The organism is Streptomyces sp. NPDC001339 (genome assembly GCF_042895955.1).
Classification (GTDB): domain Bacteria; phylum Actinomycetota; class Actinomycetes; order Streptomycetales; family Streptomycetaceae; genus Streptomyces.
Genome location: NZ_JBIAWT010000020.1, coordinates 44,106 through 61,055 on the forward strand (window position 1 = coordinate 44,106; position 16,950 = coordinate 61,055).

The window sequence follows — 16,950 nt, forward strand, 5'->3', positions numbered from 1 at the left end:
CGAGAAGGGGGAGGTTATGGACGAGGTGGAGCCGGAGGGCGAGCCGCTGTGGTCGGGGGCGTGGGAGGAGATGACCGTCCCTGTGCCGGTGGCCGCGTCCCTGCTGTGCGTGCGCCCGTACGCCGTCGGGCAGCTCATCGAGGGCGGGCACCTGGCCGTCGAGCAGCGCGGCAACTTCCGCTTCGTCACGCTGGTCAGCCTGTTCGCCTACCGGCGTCGGCACTGGTCACCGGAGCGGGCCGCGCGCTACAACGCCTCGCTCGACGACGCCACGGCCCTCGATCAGGCCGCCGACCGGATCGCCGGATAACCGGCCCTGACCTGCGCTCTCCCAGACCTCTTATAGAAACGGGCCCCGAATGAGGGCCCCAGACGTCCAACTCGCCCGTACCCGGGCGGAATCCGTACGATCAGCCGCTATGAGCACCGCACGCCGGCCACTGGGCCACGGCCCGCAGTCCCAGGCCCCCGCCGCCGCCCAGCCCACGGGCACCGCCCGCCGGATCCGCGCAGCCGAGGCCGACGTCGAGGCGACCTCGCTGTATCGGCCCGGCGGACTGGAGCACCTCGCCCGGCTGCGCGAGAGGGGCGTGCTCGGCGCTCCTCCCCCGGCCGTCTGACCTGCTCAGCAGTCGCGCGCGTCCATGCAGGACCTGATGCGCTCGGCGTCGTGGTGCATCAGCGCGGCCAACTGCTGGCCCGCCCACAGGGCGAACGTCAAGGCCATCTCCCGTGCGTCCTCCACCTCGTGGTCCTCTCGGAGATACCAAAGGTAGGACAGCCCGATTCCGGCGAGGCGCTCCGCTCCGGCGGGCCCCTCCGGGTGGGCGGCCACGTCACCGGCGACGACCGACATGATCTCCATCGCCGTGGGGCCGGCCGGATGCTCGTGCTGCTGGCTCTGGCACACCTGGTCGCCGAAGTCGCGCAGCCAGCGGTCGAGCCGGGCCCGGTCCTGATTGAGCTGCTGGAAGAGGTAGCCACAGAATTCGACCGCCAGCCACTCGGTCAGCAGCAGCGAGTCCTCGCGCAGGGTGTCGGCGGCGTGCCAGTTCCCCAGAGTGGCCGTCAGGCCGTTGTACATCTCCCAGTTGGCCGGGGGCGGTGCGTCCCCGCTGTGCTCGCGGCGGGCGACCTCATCCAGGGCGGTCGTCCTGATCAGTGAGAGCGCGGTGGTGCGGGGTTCGGGTCGAGTGGTGGTCTCAGGCATCGCGGTCCTTCGGTGTCGGGGGTGGGGGTGGGCGCTACTGCGTCAGCCGACGGCCGCGCCCGGAGGGCAGCTCTCGACGTACGGACTGCTGCGGCTGGTCGTCCCGCTCGACGGCCACCTCGACCCCGTCGGTCGCGACGTCCGCCAGGACCTCGATGTAGATGCGGCAGCCGCTCCCGCGCCGGTTGGGCACCGGGCTCGAGACGTCACCCACCCGGGTCTCCGGCCACGCCTTGAGCGCCCGCACGACCGCGTCGGCCGTGCGCTGCACGTCGGCGCTGTCCGAGCCCATGAGCCGAATCTGCGGCATCAGCCGACCTCCCCTTCGTCCAGGCCGCCGCCGACAGCCGCCGTCTCGTAGCTGCGCCCCATCGCCCGCAGGCAGTCCAGCACCGCACGGCAGTCGTCCGCGGCCCGGTGCCCGCCGTCGAGCGGCTGCCACCTGTTGTTGCCGTGGTACTCGGAGAAGTCCCCCACCCAGTCGCTGTACGGGATCATCACGTCCTCGACGTCCAGCGCGCCCAGCCAGGCCGCCGCCTGCTCCCGCGCCCAGGCCGCCGCCTCCTCCTCGGTCGCCTCGACCGGGCTGCAGTCGAGGAAGTGCAGCGTCAGTTCGTGCCGCAGCACGCCGACGTCGTACCACTTGTTGTAGATCAGCACCCGCTTGCCGTTGAGCAGTGCGGCGAGCCGCGCGAGGACGTCCGAGAACCGGTCCGCCGAGGCGACGTCGGAATCCGTGATGCCGTGAATCTGCGACGCGTCGACCGGGATCGGCACGCCGGGGTTCAGCAGCGTGTCCAGCAGGACCTCGCCGCTGGACGACAGCACCGCGATCTCGACGATCCGCGCGTCATCGTCCAGTCCGGTCGTTTCGGTGTCGAGCACCAGGACGTCCGGGTCGGCGAGCGCTTCGGCCGCCCACCGCACCCGGGCCTGCGCCGCCTGGCGCTCCGCCTCGCGACGTGCCTGGTCCTCCGCCTCCCACTGGGCCCGCTGCTCGGCCTGCCGCTGCTCCTCCGCCTCCGTGCACGGCGCGCACCGGCGCGGCCAGTGAGAGGCCCTGCTCCACCAGCCCCGCTGCAGCCCCTGCTGCTTCTGGTGGGAGCGGGCCTCCTTCTTCGTCAGCAGCTTCACCGTGCAGCCCTCCCCAGCGCACACGGTGACATCCTCGACCCAGGCGACCGCCTGCTCGCGCTGCTTGTCGAGCTGCTTGCGACGGCAGTCCGGACACCGGTGGTGCGCCGCCGGCAGCGGACGCTCCCGCACTGTCCGGCAGTCCCAGCACGTCCGCGCCTCACGACGACGCTGCGCCTCATACGCCTTGGTTTGGCAGACCGAACACCGCTTGCGCACCGGGTACTTGCGGACCTTGCCGCACTCCGGGCAGGTACGCCGCGCAGTCATCTGCGCCTTGGTCGACGACCCCAGCGGCTTCATCTTCACCGCGTCGGCCGGGTCGTACAGATCGAACTGACCGTGCCGCTGGATGTACAGGTACGCGACCGGCTTCTGCCCCGGAGCCAGCTTCAGCCGCTCAGCGGCCAGCTGCGTCTGCGTCCGCAGATGCGCCGGCGCCTGCCCCCAGCCGTACACCTTTGGCGCGGCCGGGGCCGCCTCCGGCTCCGTACGGCAGGCCGGGATCTCCGCCTCCGCTGCCGCCGCCGTGGTCGTGCTGCTCACTCATACCTCCCGAACGTCGAGGGAATTGAAACCGTAGCAGTCATAAACCCTTTCCGCCGCTTTTTCAAACATTCCCGGAAAGGGGAATTGCGGCCGAAAGTCGCTCGTATAGATACGCGCGCGCGAAGCCGGAAATAGTAAACGACGTCGTTAAATGTTTCCGGCTTCGCGTCACGCCGCGGGCTCCGCCACCAGGGGGATCGGGAAGTGGTCCTCGACCGCCTGACGTGCGATCCGGCTGGACGGGAACAGCTTCGCGGCCAGCTGCTCGCGCTCGGCGCGGGCCTCTTCGCTCAGGTCCCGCTGCGGGCCGATCAGGTTCTTCGCCTCCATCTCGTTGAGCACCGGCTCGGAGATGCGCCAGGCCGCCGTGCGCAGCTGCAGCACCTGGTCGTCATCGAGCGTGAACGCCCGCTCCCGCGTGCCGAGTTCGCACCCGGACAGGCAGGCCGGCCACCGCCCCGACAGTGACAGCCGGGTCTGTTCGGCCCGGCTCAGCGGTCGCCACGGGCCCGCCGTGTCCGGCAGCTGCAGCCGCGCCGCCAGGGCCTGGCCCATCAGCACGTCGAGCGAGGGCCACCGCTCGGGCCGCACCACCGCCGCCTCTATGCGGGCCTGCCGCCGAAGCCGCGCGACCGCCCTCTCCCACTCCCTCGACCCCTCCTCCGCCGTCAGGTCCTCCGCCCTTTCGGCCACGAGTTCCTCGACGAACTGCGTTTCGGCATTCCGGTGCTTCTTTATCAACGCCCGCAGACGCCCCGCCTGCCGGACCTCAAGGTGCAGGGTGATGCGCTTCTTTGCCATAGGGTCAGTAAACGACGTCGTTTAGATCGTCCGCAAGTGACCCGCTCACCGTAATAACAGGCCCTTCGGGGCGCCCCGGCGCCTCGCGCGGCAAAAGACCAGGTCAGCAGCAACAAAGGAAGAAGAGAACTACTCGGCCGGGGCGAGCGAGGGAGCATCCCCACGGGTGACGGGCGGCGCGTGGTCGAGGACTGCACGCCGCAGCGCCTCCAGCTTCGCCGGGAGCAGCCCGGTCAGGCCGTACCGGCTGCGGCCGGAGCCGTAGCTGAGGATCAGGCCCTTCTCCTCCAGCGGCATCCCGGGCGGGCGGAGGATCGCCTGCCCCTCGCCGTGCAGGACGCCGTCGTGGTTGGGGTGCAGGCTCACCCACAACTTCGAGGTGCCGTGGGCGCGTTCGACGAGCTGCGCGCGCAGCGGAAGCCACCGCTCGACGGCGGCCCGGCCGATGGGCGACAGCTCGAACCAGTCGCCGTCCGCCTCCCCTCCCCCGTGCTGCGGGCGCCGGTCGACGTACACCGCCGAGTTGTCGGGGGCGATGTCGGTCAGGCGCATCGCCACCAGTTCCCCGGCGCGCGGCGCGGCGTCCAGGACCAGGGCGAGCACCGCGGTGAGCCGGGTCCGGCCCGGCGAGAGCGCCTCGCCGAGGTCCTGGTCGAGCTGGCGGCGCAGGGCCGCGAGCTCGCTGAAGTCGGGGGTGGGCTGGGGCGGCACTCGTCCGCCGGCGCCGAGCTGCAGCGCGGGCAGCCCGTACGCCGCGCGCAGCAGGTCCAGGCACTGCGCCCGCGCTTCGTTGGTCGCCTCCGAGGTGCGCGGATAGCCGCCGCCCACCCGGCGGGCCCGCAGTTCGCCCGACTCGGCGAGCCGCTTGTACGCGGTGAGCGCCTCCCCCTCGAGGAGCCGCCGCAGACTTCCGCGTGCCGTGATGGGCAGCGACCCCCGCACCAGGGCCCGCTGCAGCTCCCCGCGGACCATGCCCAGCTGACGGCGCCGAGCCTCGCCGACGACCAGGTCGTCGAGGAGGCTGTCCAGGGCAGTGATCGAGGGGAACTCCGGCACGCGCCGATTGTCGCGTACGGCCCGGTGGCCCGCCCGCAGGACGGCCGGTTCAGTCCCGCTTGAAGACGGCGAGCCACCGCAGCAGCCCGGTGCGGACCGCCGCGATGGCCAGGAGCCCGACGCCCATGTGCCAGACGGACCCGGGGTCGAAGCCGTCTCCGCCACTGCGGACGGCGAGGTCGACGACCAGGCCGGCGAGCAGCCAGGCGTATAGCTCTATCCAGTGGGGCGCGGTGAAGTCCGGGCGGAGCCAGCGGGGCAGGCGGATCTTTGTCCTGTTCATGGGGCGGACGGTCACATCGAAAGCGGACACCCCCAGGAACGCCGGGAGCGTCAGAACAGGGCATTGAGCCGGTCCACGCCGATCGTCGCGAGGGCGGCGCCCACGGCGGAGGCCGCCCCGAGCGCCGCCCGCCACAGCAGCACCTTTATCCGGCGCCGCCGCGGGCTCGCTCCGGAGGAATCGGCGGAGGGCTTGGCCATCAAGGGGCCGGGCTGGGAAGCGGTCACGGGGATCTCCTTCGTCTGGGCGTGCGGGATCGACGCACGGCACGGGTGAATCGGGGAACGAGAACGCCGCCCCGGCTGGCTCCAGGGCGGCGTGACTTCGGTGTCGTACGGGGTCGTTGCTGAGGGCGGGCAACACAGCGGCCCCGGTTGCCGGGCAGGCAATCGGGGCCGTACGGGTTCTGGGGGAGTTGGAAGTGCCTCGTGTATCTGAGACCCCAGATGGTGCGCCCCGGGGCGACGGCCCGCCGGCCGCCCACGCGCCCCGGCACGCGGCCTGGGCCGGAACGCCGTGGGGCCGGCCGGATGGCGGGCCGCGAACGCGACCCTGATCGAGCACCAGGCGTCCATCGGCCTCGCGAGCGCGTGGGGCGGCGGCCTGGTCGCCTCGGTCGACGGGATGAGGTTCGTCGTCCCGGTGCCGAGCGTGTACGCGCGGCCGAACCCGAGGTACTTCGGACGCCGGGGCGGCGCCACCTGGCTCAACATGATCAACGACCAGGCCGCCGGGCTTGGCGGGAAGGTCGTGGCCGGTACCCCGCGCGACTCCCTGTACGTGCTGGATGTCCTCTACGACCGTGACGGCGGCAAGCGCCCGGAGATGATCGTCACCGACACCGCCTCGTACAGCGACATCGTCTTCGGCCTGCTCACCCTCGCCGGGTTCGCGTACGCCCCGCAGCTCGCCGACCTGCCGGACCAGAAGATGTGGCGCATCGACCGCACGGCCGACTACGGCGCCTTCCAGGACGCGGCCCGCGGCCGGATCGACCTCGCCCGGATCGCGCGCCACTGGGAGGACGTCCTGCGGATCATCGGCTCCATCCACACCGGCGCTGTCCGTGCCTACGACGTCATCCGCATGCTCTCGCGCGACGGCCGTCCCACCCCGCTCGGCGACGCGATCGCCCACTACGGGCGGATCTCCAAGACCCTGCACATCCTGCGCCTGGCCGACGAGCCCGGCTACCGCCGCCAGATCAAGGTGCAGGCCAACCTCCAGGAAGGCCGTCACGCGCTCGCCCGGAAGATCTTCCACGGCCGGGCCGGACAGCTCTACCAGCGCTACCAGGACGGCATGGAGGACCAGATCGGCGCCCTCGGCCTCGTCCTTAACGCCCTGGTCCTCTTCAACACCCGGTACATGGACGCCGCCGTCACCCAGCTCCGCACCGACGGCTTCGACGTCCGCGACGAGGACGTCGCGCGCCTCTCCCCGTTCGTCCGGCACCACGTCAACATGCTCGGCCGGTACTCCTTCCAGCTCCCCGACCTGCCCGGCGGGCTGCGGCCCCTGCGTGACCCGGACGCCACCGACGACGAGAAGGGCATGAAGTACGCCGGGTGACGATGTCTCGTCACCCGGCGTGCAGTCGGTGTCAGCAAGGCTGGCTAATGCGAGGACCGCATAGCCACCGCCGACGAGATCCCCGCAGCGGCGAGCGCTGCGAGCGGACCGGCGTAGAGCGGAAGTCCCATGACGAGAGCAGCCACAGTGCCAGCGGCGGCGATGACTGCAAATGCCCCTGCGGCACTCTGGCCACAGACACGGAGGCGTCGGCGCCTCCGCGCTCGCTTCGCGGCGCGGGCTGCACAGTCCGCACAAGCCGCTGGCTCGGCAACTTCCGGCGCAGTACGTGGTTCCGTGGGAATGTTGGACATCGGGCGTCCTTTCTGACTGGCTGCCCCGCGCCCGCTGCCCGGGAGGCCAATCCAAGGAGCAGCGGGCGCACCTGCAGGTGTGGGAGACGTGCCAAGTGGCACGACGTCAGTGTGGCCCGTGGCCAGGGGCGATATGACGGTCTGGCTGTCTGGGGATTGTCTGGAACGGGCAGTCAGCAGCCATGAGCTGATGGGCCGACAGCAAACGGGAGGGGAAGGCATGGGAACACCGAGCGGCAACGGCGCCCGCCGGGGAGAGGGGTCTCGGGCACCGATCAAGGCAGAGCCCGGTCCGGTGCGTGATCTGATCCAGCGGATGCGGGACTTGAAGGAGGCAGCCGGGAACCCCAGCCTCGCCGAGATCGAGAAGGCGATCTCCTTCGCCCGACCGACCATCGGGACGGTGTTCACCGGGCCAGAGCTGAGCAGCCGCGAGGTCACCGTGGCTGTCGCGGGGTACCTGGGCGGGGACGCGGAGGACGTCGAGGACGAGTGGGTCGCTGCTCGGGCCTGGGTGGACGCCCGCCGACGATGGGCTTCAGAGAACCCGTTGCTGGCCTCCTGGCCCAAGGACGAGGCAGGGTTGCCGCAGCCCCCGCAACTGAGGCAGACGGTGAAGGGGCTGAACGAGAAACCCGCGGGCCGAGCGACCTCTAACCCTGTTCGTGACCGCATCCTGGAGATGCAAGCCGAGATCGACCAGTACCTGAGGGCCGTGGTCCAGGCTTGTGGGCTGGATCCCGCGATGGAGCCACGCGACGTCTTCCACCGGTTCGCAGAGGATGCGGCATTTCCTGCCGACATCTACCGCTTCCGCCGCCTGGCCTCCATGATCGACGACTTCGGTGCGGTCACCACCAGCCTGCTTCATGACCTAAAGGCGAAGCGGATCGCGGTGCTTGCAATGGTCTTCCAGTCCTATCTCTCCCTGTCGGAGCACTTCGTCGAGGCCATGGACTCGAATCTCCGAGACCTGGTCGAGAGCAGGGCGCTACGCGAGCGGCAGGTCCGTCTCGGCGTCCGCAGCGTGATGCGGGGGGAGCCGCGCTTGAAGGCCAAACGGTTTGAGGACTACCTGGCCTCCCTGATGCTCACCCGCCATCCCGCGGCACGGCCTTCCCTGCCGGCTGATGAACAGCAAGCGGCCGACCAGACCTTCGAGGCGCTCGTGGACAACCACGGGATCGTGCTCCAGTGGAACAACCAACGGCTTTACCAGCTCAAGGCCGAGATCGAAGCTGAGGAGGCCAACGGAGCAAGCCGCCAAGAAGCCGAAGATGTGGTCCGTGGCCGTATGGACGATCTTGTCCGCCGACGCGCGTTCCAGCCAGATCTCCTGAGGGCCGAAACCACGTCTCTTGACGACGGCCACGATTTCGTCAGGCACTTTGTGGAGGCGACCAACTTCGATGATCTCGCAACCGACCCGGCCCCACCGCCTCCGCCCGGGGTGCGCGATGTGAATTTCGACCTGTCATCCCTGGGACTCTGGCGGGCTACCGTTCCCGGCCCTGAAGGCCAAGAGGAGATCATCCAGGATCCCTCCCTCATCACGGCCTGGGGCCGGGCGCTACAGGCGGCGGAGCGTCTGTGGTCCGACGAGGAGCCACCGCTGCGGTACACCTACCGAGACCAATCGGGCATCGTCCTGCTCGCCGCGATATTCGACGAGGCAAAACGGGGCGTGCTGGAGCGGTGGGAGAGAGAGTCGAACGCCTGACGACCTGGCATGCAGGGATGGCCCTGGCATCGGAGTCATCGTGGTCTTCAGCGCCGGGTGCCGGTGCGAGGTGCGAGGAGGCTGGTGAGCTCGGCGATTGCCTCCGGGGACGGCTTGAAGTAGCGGCGGACGTTCTCCGGCTTCTTGTGCCTGGACTTCGCCATCAGCATCAGCAGGGAGGCGCCCTGTTCGCCGAGGTGGGTCAGGGAGGAGTGGCGGTACTCGTGCAGGTCCCAGCCGGTGCCCGGCCCGCGTACGGCCGTGTGCTCGTCCAGCAGGGCGCGTGCCTGCCCGTACGACAGTCGGGCGAACCCGGTGTCCGGGCAGACGTCGCGCGAGCTGACGACCTTGCCGGGGCCGGGCTTGCGGTGGGTGACGAACACCGGCCCGCGGGTGCGGCCCTTCAGCAGCCGGGGCAGGAGCCGGGCGGTGCCGGCGTCCCAGTACACGGTCTCCAGCACATAGTCCTCGCGGGCCTGGCCGCGGCGGCGGGCCTTGGTCCGGGCACCCTTGGCCTTAACCGGGCAGCGGCGCCCGGCGAAGTCCAGATCCTCGATGTTGACGCCGAGGATCTCATCCGCCCGCCCGGAGGTCTCGTAGAGCATCCGCCACAGCGTCTTCTCCCGCAGGTGCACCTCGCGCCGGGCGATCAGCCGGTCGATCGCCATCTTCGAGCGGGCCGGGGTCTCGGATTCCGGCACCGCCAGCCGCTTCGCCCAGGCCGGGACCGCCGGGCCCTCGTAGCCGCGCTCGCGGCACCAGCCGAGCCAGGACAGCACCCCGGCCCGACGGGAGTTCCAAGTGTTGACCGCGGCGGTGCCCCAGAGCAGTTCGAGGGCCTCGCCGATCTCGTCGTCCGCGACCGAGGCCAGCGGCCGGCCCTCGCCGATCCGCTCGGCGGTCTTGCCGACCCCGATCCCGTAGTTCCGGACCGTGTTCGGGTTGCCGAGCGAGTCGAGGAACACGTCGGCCGCCGCCCGGACGGTCAGCGCCTTCCCGATCGGCAGCTGCACGACGCTGGACACCGCTTCCCCCTTGCCGCAGATAACAGGGCCGCTTCACGTAGCGGCCGGAGAACGTCACCGCAGGTGACGAATCACGCTACCGCAGATATTGGGGTGTTATCTGGGAGATGACTTCAGACCGGCCCCGTTGCCGACGGCCCGCCGGCCGCCCACCAGGGCCGACGAAGGCTTAGCGCACGATCTGACACCGATGTTCCTCAGACCCCGCCTACGTCGTTGCTGTGGCCGACGCACGCATCGCCATCGACATGTGGGAGGAACGAGCCGTCGCCACGACCAAGGTCGAGGGCCGGATCCGCCAGGAAGACCGCTGGGCATACGAGCAGGTCCTCGCCGCCGGCCACCCCACGGTCGAGCCCCTCGACTACGACCCCGCGGCCCGCGCCCAACAGCTGCGCGACAACCTCGACCAGGCGCACGAGCGCCGTACCGAGCTGGCCGCCCAGACCCTCGGATTCACGGAGGCGGGCACCCGATGAAGCCGCACCTGCACCAGCTCCCCGAGCTGTTCGACGCCGCGGCCGACCTCCTGGACCACGTTGGGGACGTCGCCGGGCTACGCGCCGGGCTCCACACAGCCCTCCCGGAGGGTGTCCGCCTGCTGGTCCAAACGGGTCTCCCCTACACCGACGAGGTGGGCCCCCTGGACCGGATCGGTACGGTCCTCAAGGCGCCGATCACCCACGAGCGCACCAACGCTTACGGATACGCCCAGGTCCACGGGACATGGAACGGCACCCTGATTTCGGGCAGCCACCTCTACGCGGACCGGCCGCACATCGAGAAGCCGTGCACCCACCCGGCCACCGAGCTCAGCCGCCGGATCCGCACCCTCATCCCGTGGTCCCGGCAGAGCTGGACACGGTGGGCCGAGAGCGTTCACATGTACGACGAGCACGGCACTCCCCGCCTGCACGTGGTCCTGACCCCGGACGGGTCGCTGGACGAGGCCCTCGCCGCGCTGCTCGACGCCACCGGCACCCTGCAGTACCGCCACGAGCGCAAGCACGACTACGTCGCGCACGGATCCGTCCTCCTCGACGACGGCACCGTGGTCACCGCGTCGTCCATCGAATCGCAGACCACAGGGGGTACCGCATGACGTACGAGACCGACCTCGCCACCGCCAAACGCGCCGGCCGCGCGTGGGGATGCCCATGCGGAGAGGACAACCCGCCGCACTACGACGCGTGCCACGCCTGCCAGCGTCCGTCCTGGACCTGCGCCAGCTGCGGCACCGTCCACTCCACCGCCTTCAGCCAGTGCGGGGAGTGCGAGAACAGCATCCCCGGCGAGCTGCTCGGAGGCCGCGAGGAGGGCTTCGACATGACGTGGCAGGAGTTCGTTGCTCTGCAGGTGGGCCCCCGCCGCGTCGGAGGCCGCTATGACCACGGCGAGCACGGCAGCGAGTACGAGGTTCTCGCCATCGACCGCGGTCCGCGTACCGGCTGGCCGTCGTGGCAGATCACCGTACGCGGCCGGGACGGCGAGGTGCGCGAGCACTGCACCGGCTGGGACTCCCGGCGGGACCGAGTCGTCGCCCAGGCCCCGGCCGACGTCACCGTGGTGTCCATCGGCCGCCTGCACGACGACGTCGAGGGCGAGCACGCCGACGTCCTTACCAGGGCCACCATCGCGCTCGACCTGCGCAAGCACTTCCGCGACCCGCACGTCCGCGCCGACCTGCGCCAGCTCACCGCCCACGACCAGGTCGTGCGCGACACCGTGATGGACACCCCGGGCGTGCGGCAGGTCCTCGCCGCGACCGCGCTGCAGGTCCAGGGCTACCTCGCCGGGCCCACGGCCGCGCCGGTCATCGTCGTCACGCAGTGCGCCGGCGGACGCCACAGGGCAGCTACCACGGCGATGGCCCTGCGCGCCGTCGTCGCCGGGGACGTCGAGCAGGCCGCCGCGTACGGACTGGCTGACGCCGCCAAGGAGTTCACCATCCGCCGCCTGAGCGTCGACCTGGTCCACCGCGACCTCGACAAGGACGTCGTCGAGCGCTGACCCCGTGCCGCACGACGAAGGGCGCCCGCAGCCATTGGAGCTGGCTGCGGGCGCCCTTTCGACTGTACCGGCCCCGATCCGTACGGCCGTGGGTGCCGCACGGTCAGGATCGCGGGGACATCAGCCCAGCACCCGCCAGGGCTCCCGGCCGTCCTTGCCGGGGCCGGCCTGTGCCCACATCTCACGGTTGAACTGCTCGTACGCCTCCTGCAGGTATTCGGGCGACAGGTGGGAGGCGTTGGCCAGGGTCTCGAAGGTCTCCCCTTCGGCGAGCGACTTTTCGACTGCTTCGTGCAGGCTGATCTGAGTCCGGCGGCTGGCTTCGGCCAGGTCGGCGACCAGGTCCGTCCAGCGGCCCTCGCGCAGGCTCTTCGCAGCGTTGTCGGCGATCAGGTCAGCGGCCACGGTCAGGCCCGCATCCATCGTCTGCAGGTCCTCGGACAGTTCCTTGGTCTTCTTGCCGGGAATCCTCATGGCGGCACAGTAGAACCCTCTGGCCCTCGCCCGCTTTCGGTCAGCCCTTCACGCAGCCGTAGAGCATGGCGCCGAGCACGAACACGGCGGCGATCTTCATCGTGCCCTTGAAGCCGAACAGCCTGATGAGCACGGGTGTTCCCCCTTTGGAGTCGGTCGACGGGATAGCGGACCATTGTCGGGGCTGCGATCTCCGCCCGTCAGCCGGATCACGAAAACGCTCCCTACGAACACGAGGCTGGGCCGTTGGCCCGTGCCCCGGGAGCGCTGCCATCCGGGCCCGTCGCCCAGGTCGGAGGGCCGTGGACCCTCGGCGGGGCGCTCCGGTGCCACGATGGAGCCATGAGCACGGCCGGCCGTAACACTGTCTCGGGCCGCACCTACCGCCGCACCCGCCCGCGCGGGTTCGCGCCCTGGTCGCCCCGGCCGGAGAAGCTGCTCCTGGTCGAGCAGATCCGCCAGGTCCTGGACGAGTACCGCGCCTACCTGCCGCTCACGGCGAGACAGGTGTTCTACCGGCTGGTGGGCCGCTTTGAGTACCCCAAGAAAGAGCAGGCGTACGACCGGCTGCAGGAGACCCTCAACCGGGCCCGCCGCGCCCGGCTGATCCCCATGGGCGACATCCGCGACGACCGCGCCGAGGTCCTGGGCCTGCCCGCCGGCTACCGCGACCCCGAGGACTGGTGGGACACGGTGAAGGCTTCCGCCCGCTCGTACGCCCGGCCGCTCGATCAGGGGCAGCCCCGTGTGGTCGAGGTATGGGTCGAGGCCCAGGGCATGATGCCGATGATCTCCCGCGTCACCGAGCCGCTCGGGGTCGCGGTGTACGGATCCGGCGGGTTCGAGTCGGTGTGCGCGAAGCACGCCGCTGCCCTGCGCATCGCCCACCGAGAGGTCCCCACCACCGTGCTCAGGATCGGCGACCGCGATCCGAGCGGGCTGAGCATTCTCGACGCCGCCGCCGAGGACGTCGCCCAGTTCATCGAGGAGATGGGCGGCACCCTGCCGACCGTGAAGCAGCTTGCCGTCACCGAACAGCAGATCACCGAGTACGGGCTGGCCACCGCGCCGCAGAAGCGGACCGACCGTCGCGGCGACCACATGAGCGCCACCGTCCAGGTCGAGGCTCTCGGACCCGATCAGCTTGTCGCTCTTGTCCGCGCCGGGGTGGAGGAGCTGGTCGACCTGGAGATGCTGGAGCGGGTCAAGGCTGCGTCCGAGCGTGAGCGGCCGGACCTGGTGGAGCGAGTCGAGCGGCTGCTCTGACCCAACGGGCCGGGGCACAGTCCTGTGGCCGGGGCGCGTGGTACCCGGGGGCTTCGCCGCCCCCGGGACCCCGCTGCCCGTCACTCCCCGGCGCGAAACGGCATCGTCGTGGTGCAGATCCGTGCGCGCCGTGAAGCAACGGGGTTGTGGTCAGAGGCTCGCGTCCGGTGGGCGGTTCTGTACGGGCGGGGTGCCGTCCGTGTTCGTCAGCAGGGCCGATCGGTACACCGACCAGAACTTCAGGGTGGAGAACGTGACGTCGACGAATGCCGGTCCGGCGGGGCCCAGGATCATGGACTGGCTGCTCGGGTCGTCGGGCGGCAGGTGGTTCGGTGGCTCCATCAGGGCCTCCCAGGGCTGACGGCAATGAGTACGTGATGCCGTCGTACGCCACCGCCGGCCGCCGCGGGGCCCTCACATGCTCAGGGTCCCGCGCGGCGGGAAACGATCTCTCTGCCCGGACCGCCCAGCGGGCCTAACGCTTCTGCCAGGCCCCGCACTTACACGGCCTGTCCTTGTCCTTGATCTCGCGGCGGGCGCCGCAGTTTGGACACGCACCCTGCACCGGCATCGTCCGGTCCTTCCGGTCGCTTCGTACGGATCACGGCAGCTTCCCAGCCGTCGAGCGCGATCTCAAGGCGTCACCCGGACGGGCGGCATCCCCGCCCCAACTCCCAAGCGTCGTCCCGGCGATGACATCGTGTGTCGCCATGAGGACGACACCCCCGGGCAACGGACCGGACGACGGGCCCCCGGCCGAGCGCGAGCGGGCCGCCGCCTGGTCGCACCTGTCGAGCGTCGACGAGGAGGACTACGGCTTCGAGTCGGTGTACTGGCCCGGCGGAAAGGTCGCCGACGTGGCCGAGCGGCTCGACGAGGTGATCGAGCGGGCGTACGTCTCCGACTTCACGAGCCTGTCCCCCACCGACCTGCTCGCGGCGCTGCTGGTCATCCGCAAGCTGCGCGACGACTTCACCGTGGCCGAGGGACACCTGATCGAGGCGGCCCGGAAGAAGAACGCGACCTGGGCCCGGATCGCCCCGGCCTTGGAGGTCAAGAGCAGGCAGGCGGCAGAGCGCCGCTACCTGCGGCTGTGCGGGAACGCCTCCGACGCCAACCCCGGGCGCACGCAGAGCGAGCGGGTGGAGAGGGAGCGCGACAGCCGGGCCAACCAGCGCGCCCAGCGGCAGTGGGTCGAGGCCCACGCCGCCGAGATCCGCGCCCTCGCGCTGCGCCTCGCCGCCGTCGAGGACCTGCAGGAGCGGGCCGACCGCAGCGAGTACGCCTTCCAGGACAAGCTCAACAAGCGCATCTTCCCCCGGCCCGCCTACACCCCGGCGCGCTGGCCCGCAGCTCTGACCAGGGCGATCGAGCGTGACGACGTCCACGCGATGTTCGCCGAGACCCGCAACGCCACCCTGCCCGAGGTCGTTTCCCTCGACGGGCACCAGGAGCTGGTCGACGCCATCACGCAGCTGCACCGCGGCGCCTCCGGCGCCGGCTTCGAGGTGCTCAAGGAACGCTGGGCCCGCCGCTACGGGCCCGACCCCGACGAGGACGAATGAGCACGAGCACGGCCTGGTCGGACGAGTCCTTCCACGAGCACGACGACACCGGCTTCTACATCATCGCCGCGGCCCTCATCCCGGACGACGTCCAGGAACACGTACGCAAGGAGATGCTGCGCCTGCAGGCCCGCCACTCCTCCACGAAGGTGCACTGGACCAAGGCCGACCGGACCCAGCGCGCCGAGCTGGCCCGCGCCGTGGCCGCCCTCGACGGGCTGCACGTCGTCGCCATCGGAGCCCCCGTCAGACCGCGCCGACAGGAGCGCGCCCGCGCCCACTGCCTGAACCTGCTGGTCTGCGAGCTGCACTGGTTCGGGGTGGAGCACCTGTTCATGGAGGCCCGCGACCCGGTCCTCAACGCCCGCGACGTCGCCACCGTCCAGCAGGCCCGGTACGCCCTGCCGAAAGACGCCCGCTTCCGCCTGGACCACCTGCCCGGGGCCGCCGAGCCGCTGCTGTGGGTCGCGGACATCGTGGCCGGCGCGGTGCGCGCCGAGAAGCTGGGCGATCCCCGGTACCGGGCCATCCTCGGTGAGCGGGTCATCGACTTCCCCGTCGAGGTGCGCTGACCCCGGGCCCAGACATGCGCCAGGCCAGGCTCCCGGTAATGCCCCAGGTCACCTGGCCCCACGTCTTCCAGGGGCCCACGACCCCTGACGTCCCTGCCAGGCTACCGCGCGCGGCCCGCCGGCCGGAAGCGCAGCACGCCCGGCCGGGGCGCCTACAGTCCCGCGCGCCGGTCCTCCGGGGTGCCCAGCAGGATCGGGGCGATCTCCGGGTGTGCGTGCACCGCCTGCCGCAGCGCGTGCACGGTCAGGCCCGCCCGCCGCGCAGTGGGCCCCAGCTCTTGTCTGTGGTGCAGCACCAGGTCCACCGCCGTCTCGGTCACCGCGTCCCGCCGGACGTCCAGAGCCCGGCGCTGCCGGTCCAGGATCCGCAGCCGCTTCTCCGTCTCGCTGTAGAAGGCCATGGACCCATGGCAGCGCAGGGCCGGTCCGGCAGACAACGGGATCAGCCGAGTTTCCTGTTGCCCAAAACGGAATGACCTGATCCGGTATCCCGTGCAGCAGCCGCCTTCTCGGCGTCGTCGGCGAGCACGTCGACCAGCTGACGGAACCGCAACAGCGCCGGGTCACGCCCCTCGACATAGCGCAAGACGAAGATCGCGTTTTCGAGCAGCAGACCGAGACGACCGACGGGCCGGAGGCGCATCGCCGCCTCCATCGTGGCCTGTCCCCACGGGATGCGGGCGAGACCCTCAGCGAACCGCATCTCCTCCGGGTACGGGAGCCACTGCCCGCTCACGTACTCCTGCTGCAGGCGCTCGACGTCGCGGGTAAGGACCCTCCACGCCACATCGGCGGCCCCCATGTCGGGGCAGTCGGGGGCGGGCCGTCCGGAGGAGCAGGGCTCGCACAGACCGACGGGTCGGGGCGGGCCAACTGCCGGATGCAGGACGACGGTCACTCCGGGAGCTGCCGGGACGGGGACGGAAGCGCAGGCGCACAGATGGCAGGTGGGCGGGACGGCCGCCAGGTGGCGCGAGCATTTCCGGCTGTGCTCGGGACTGGGTGGGATCACGCCGTGCTCAACGACGCGCCGGCCGCAGCGGTGCGGCACCCGGCTGCCGCCGGTTACTCCGCCGCGGGCCTGGGGCTTTGAAGAGAGAGGCGTGGTTGCTGGCGGTGGGGGTTTCGCCTGGCCGGACCTGGGGCTGATGTCCGGTGGGGGCTGAGGCCGGCCGGACGGCTCCCGTACCTCCGCACGCCGCATACCGCGTGCACGCATCGCTGGGGCGGACTTTCGTGGGCTGAGGCCGAATCAGCTGGTCAGAGAGTTGCTGCTGGTTGTCGTCTGCAGGAACGCCCAGGCGGGGGTGGCTCCGCTCATGAAGTCGTCCTCGCCGAGGCTGCGTTCGCCGTCGACCACGGCCGGCACGGCGGAGGGGTCGATGCGGGGGAACAGCAG

22 protein-coding genes are annotated in these 16,950 nt (G+C 70.8%); 10 read left to right on the forward strand and 12 right to left on the reverse strand.

All coding sequences use genetic code 11. From position 1 onward, the window contains the following. Window positions 1-16 precede the first annotated feature (16 nt). Both ACFY12_RS34285 and ACFY12_RS34290 read left to right on the forward strand, forming a co-directional pair. The gene (locus tag ACFY12_RS34285; protein ID WP_390719896.1) at window positions 17-310 is read left to right on the forward strand and encodes a hypothetical protein; all 294 of its coding nucleotides are present in this window, start codon (window positions 17-19) and stop codon (window positions 308-310) included. Window positions 311-419: 109 nt separating this feature from the next. Then, complete coding sequence (locus ACFY12_RS34290; protein ID WP_390719897.1) at window positions 420-620, forward strand: hypothetical protein; 201 nt, start codon at window positions 420-422, stop codon at window positions 618-620. A 5-nt stretch (window positions 621-625) separates the two neighbouring features. On the opposite strand, the gene ACFY12_RS34295 is transcribed toward ACFY12_RS34290, so the two are convergent. From ACFY12_RS34295 to ACFY12_RS34325, 7 genes are all read right to left on the reverse strand, one after another. Further along, the gene (locus ACFY12_RS34295) at window positions 626-1,210 is read right to left on the reverse strand and encodes a hypothetical protein (protein WP_390719898.1); all 585 of its coding nucleotides are present in this window, start codon (window positions 1,208-1,210) and stop codon (window positions 626-628) included. A 34-nt stretch (window positions 1,211-1,244) separates the two neighbouring features. Continuing rightward, the gene (locus ACFY12_RS34300) at window positions 1,245-1,520 is read right to left on the reverse strand and encodes a hypothetical protein (RefSeq protein ID WP_390719899.1); all 276 of its coding nucleotides are present in this window, start codon (window positions 1,518-1,520) and stop codon (window positions 1,245-1,247) included. Further along, window positions 1,520-2,890 (reverse strand): exonuclease domain-containing protein, encoded by a 1,371-nt coding sequence (locus ACFY12_RS34305; RefSeq protein WP_390719900.1) that lies wholly within the window; start codon window positions 2,888-2,890, stop codon window positions 1,520-1,522. Before ACFY12_RS34305 ends, ACFY12_RS34300 begins: the two co-directional genes overlap by 1 nt. Window positions 2,891-3,061: 171 nt before the next feature. Beyond that, window positions 3,062-3,694: a hypothetical protein gene (locus tag ACFY12_RS34310; protein WP_390719901.1), complete on the reverse strand. Its 633-nt coding sequence runs from the start codon at window positions 3,692-3,694 to the stop codon at window positions 3,062-3,064. A gap of 129 nt (window positions 3,695-3,823) precedes the next feature. After that, the gene (locus ACFY12_RS34315; RefSeq protein WP_390719902.1) at window positions 3,824-4,750 is read right to left on the reverse strand and encodes a hypothetical protein; all 927 of its coding nucleotides are present in this window, start codon (window positions 4,748-4,750) and stop codon (window positions 3,824-3,826) included. 49 nt (window positions 4,751-4,799) lie between these two features. Further along, window positions 4,800-5,033 carry a hypothetical protein gene (locus tag ACFY12_RS34320; protein ID WP_390719903.1) on the reverse strand — a complete coding sequence of 78 codons (234 nt, stop codon included), beginning with the start codon at window positions 5,031-5,033 and terminating at the stop codon, window positions 4,800-4,802. A gap of 50 nt (window positions 5,034-5,083) precedes the next feature. Continuing rightward, complete coding sequence (locus tag ACFY12_RS34325) at window positions 5,084-5,260, reverse strand: hypothetical protein (RefSeq protein WP_390719904.1); 177 nt, start codon at window positions 5,258-5,260, stop codon at window positions 5,084-5,086. A gap of 274 nt (window positions 5,261-5,534) precedes the next feature. Between ACFY12_RS34325 and ACFY12_RS34330 the strand changes: the two genes are divergently transcribed. Together ACFY12_RS34330 and ACFY12_RS34335 are read left to right on the forward strand one after the other, a co-directional pair. Continuing rightward, window positions 5,535-6,605 (forward strand): transposase, encoded by a 1,071-nt coding sequence (locus tag ACFY12_RS34330; protein ID WP_390719917.1) that lies wholly within the window; start codon window positions 5,535-5,537, stop codon window positions 6,603-6,605. A 609-nt stretch (window positions 6,606-7,214) separates the two neighbouring features. Next, window positions 7,215-8,639, forward strand: a complete 1,425-nt coding sequence (locus ACFY12_RS34335; protein WP_390719905.1) for a hypothetical protein — start codon at window positions 7,215-7,217, stop codon at window positions 8,637-8,639. 47 nt (window positions 8,640-8,686) lie between these two features. Here the strand turns inward: ACFY12_RS34335 and ACFY12_RS34340 are convergent, their stop codons facing one another. Then, entirely contained in the window at window positions 8,687-9,664 is a 978-nt protein-coding gene (locus ACFY12_RS34340; protein WP_390719906.1) for a tyrosine-type recombinase/integrase, read from the reverse strand. 221 nt (window positions 9,665-9,885) lie between these two features. On the opposite strand from ACFY12_RS34340, the gene ACFY12_RS34345 reads away from it, so the two are divergent. The 3 genes from ACFY12_RS34345 to ACFY12_RS34355 are packed head-to-tail and all read left to right on the forward strand — an operon-like array spanning window position 9,886 to window position 11,674. Next, a complete protein-coding gene (locus ACFY12_RS34345) occupies window positions 9,886-10,143 on the forward strand; it encodes a hypothetical protein (protein ID WP_390719907.1) in 258 nt (85 codons plus the stop codon). Beyond that, on the forward strand, window positions 10,140-10,766 hold the full coding sequence (locus tag ACFY12_RS34350) for a hypothetical protein (protein ID WP_390719908.1): 627 nt from the start codon (window positions 10,140-10,142) through the stop codon (window positions 10,764-10,766). Before ACFY12_RS34345 ends, ACFY12_RS34350 begins: the two co-directional genes overlap by 4 nt. Beyond that, complete coding sequence (locus ACFY12_RS34355; protein WP_390719909.1) at window positions 10,763-11,674, forward strand: hypothetical protein; 912 nt, start codon at window positions 10,763-10,765, stop codon at window positions 11,672-11,674. Before ACFY12_RS34350 ends, ACFY12_RS34355 begins: the two co-directional genes overlap by 4 nt. Before the next feature lie 120 nt (window positions 11,675-11,794). Here the strand turns inward: ACFY12_RS34355 and ACFY12_RS34360 are convergent, their stop codons facing one another. Further along, window positions 11,795-12,148: a hypothetical protein gene (locus tag ACFY12_RS34360; protein ID WP_390719910.1), complete on the reverse strand. Its 354-nt coding sequence runs from the start codon at window positions 12,146-12,148 to the stop codon at window positions 11,795-11,797. A gap of 342 nt (window positions 12,149-12,490) precedes the next feature. On the opposite strand from ACFY12_RS34360, the gene ACFY12_RS34365 reads away from it, so the two are divergent. Then, the gene (locus tag ACFY12_RS34365) at window positions 12,491-13,414 is read left to right on the forward strand and encodes a hypothetical protein (RefSeq protein ID WP_390719911.1); all 924 of its coding nucleotides are present in this window, start codon (window positions 12,491-12,493) and stop codon (window positions 13,412-13,414) included. Between the two features lie 150 nt (window positions 13,415-13,564). Here the strand turns inward: ACFY12_RS34365 and ACFY12_RS34370 are convergent, their stop codons facing one another. Continuing rightward, entirely contained in the window at window positions 13,565-13,756 is a 192-nt protein-coding gene (locus ACFY12_RS34370; RefSeq protein ID WP_390719912.1) for a hypothetical protein, read from the reverse strand. 368 nt (window positions 13,757-14,124) lie between these two features. Between ACFY12_RS34370 and ACFY12_RS34375 the strand changes: the two genes are divergently transcribed. Then, window positions 14,125-14,979: a hypothetical protein gene (locus ACFY12_RS34375; protein ID WP_390719913.1), complete on the forward strand. Its 855-nt coding sequence runs from the start codon at window positions 14,125-14,127 to the stop codon at window positions 14,977-14,979. Beyond that, window positions 14,976-15,551, forward strand: a complete 576-nt coding sequence (locus ACFY12_RS34380; RefSeq protein ID WP_390719914.1) for a hypothetical protein — start codon at window positions 14,976-14,978, stop codon at window positions 15,549-15,551. Before ACFY12_RS34375 ends, ACFY12_RS34380 begins: the two co-directional genes overlap by 4 nt. Window positions 15,552-15,703: 152 nt before the next feature. Here ACFY12_RS34380 and ACFY12_RS34385 read toward each other — a convergent pair whose 3' ends face one another. Then, on the reverse strand, window positions 15,704-15,952 hold the full coding sequence (locus ACFY12_RS34385; protein ID WP_390719915.1) for a hypothetical protein: 249 nt from the start codon (window positions 15,950-15,952) through the stop codon (window positions 15,704-15,706). A 41-nt stretch (window positions 15,953-15,993) separates the two neighbouring features. Then, a complete protein-coding gene (locus tag ACFY12_RS34390) occupies window positions 15,994-16,353 on the reverse strand; it encodes a hypothetical protein (protein WP_390719916.1) in 360 nt (119 codons plus the stop codon). Window positions 16,354-16,950 lie beyond the last annotated feature (597 nt).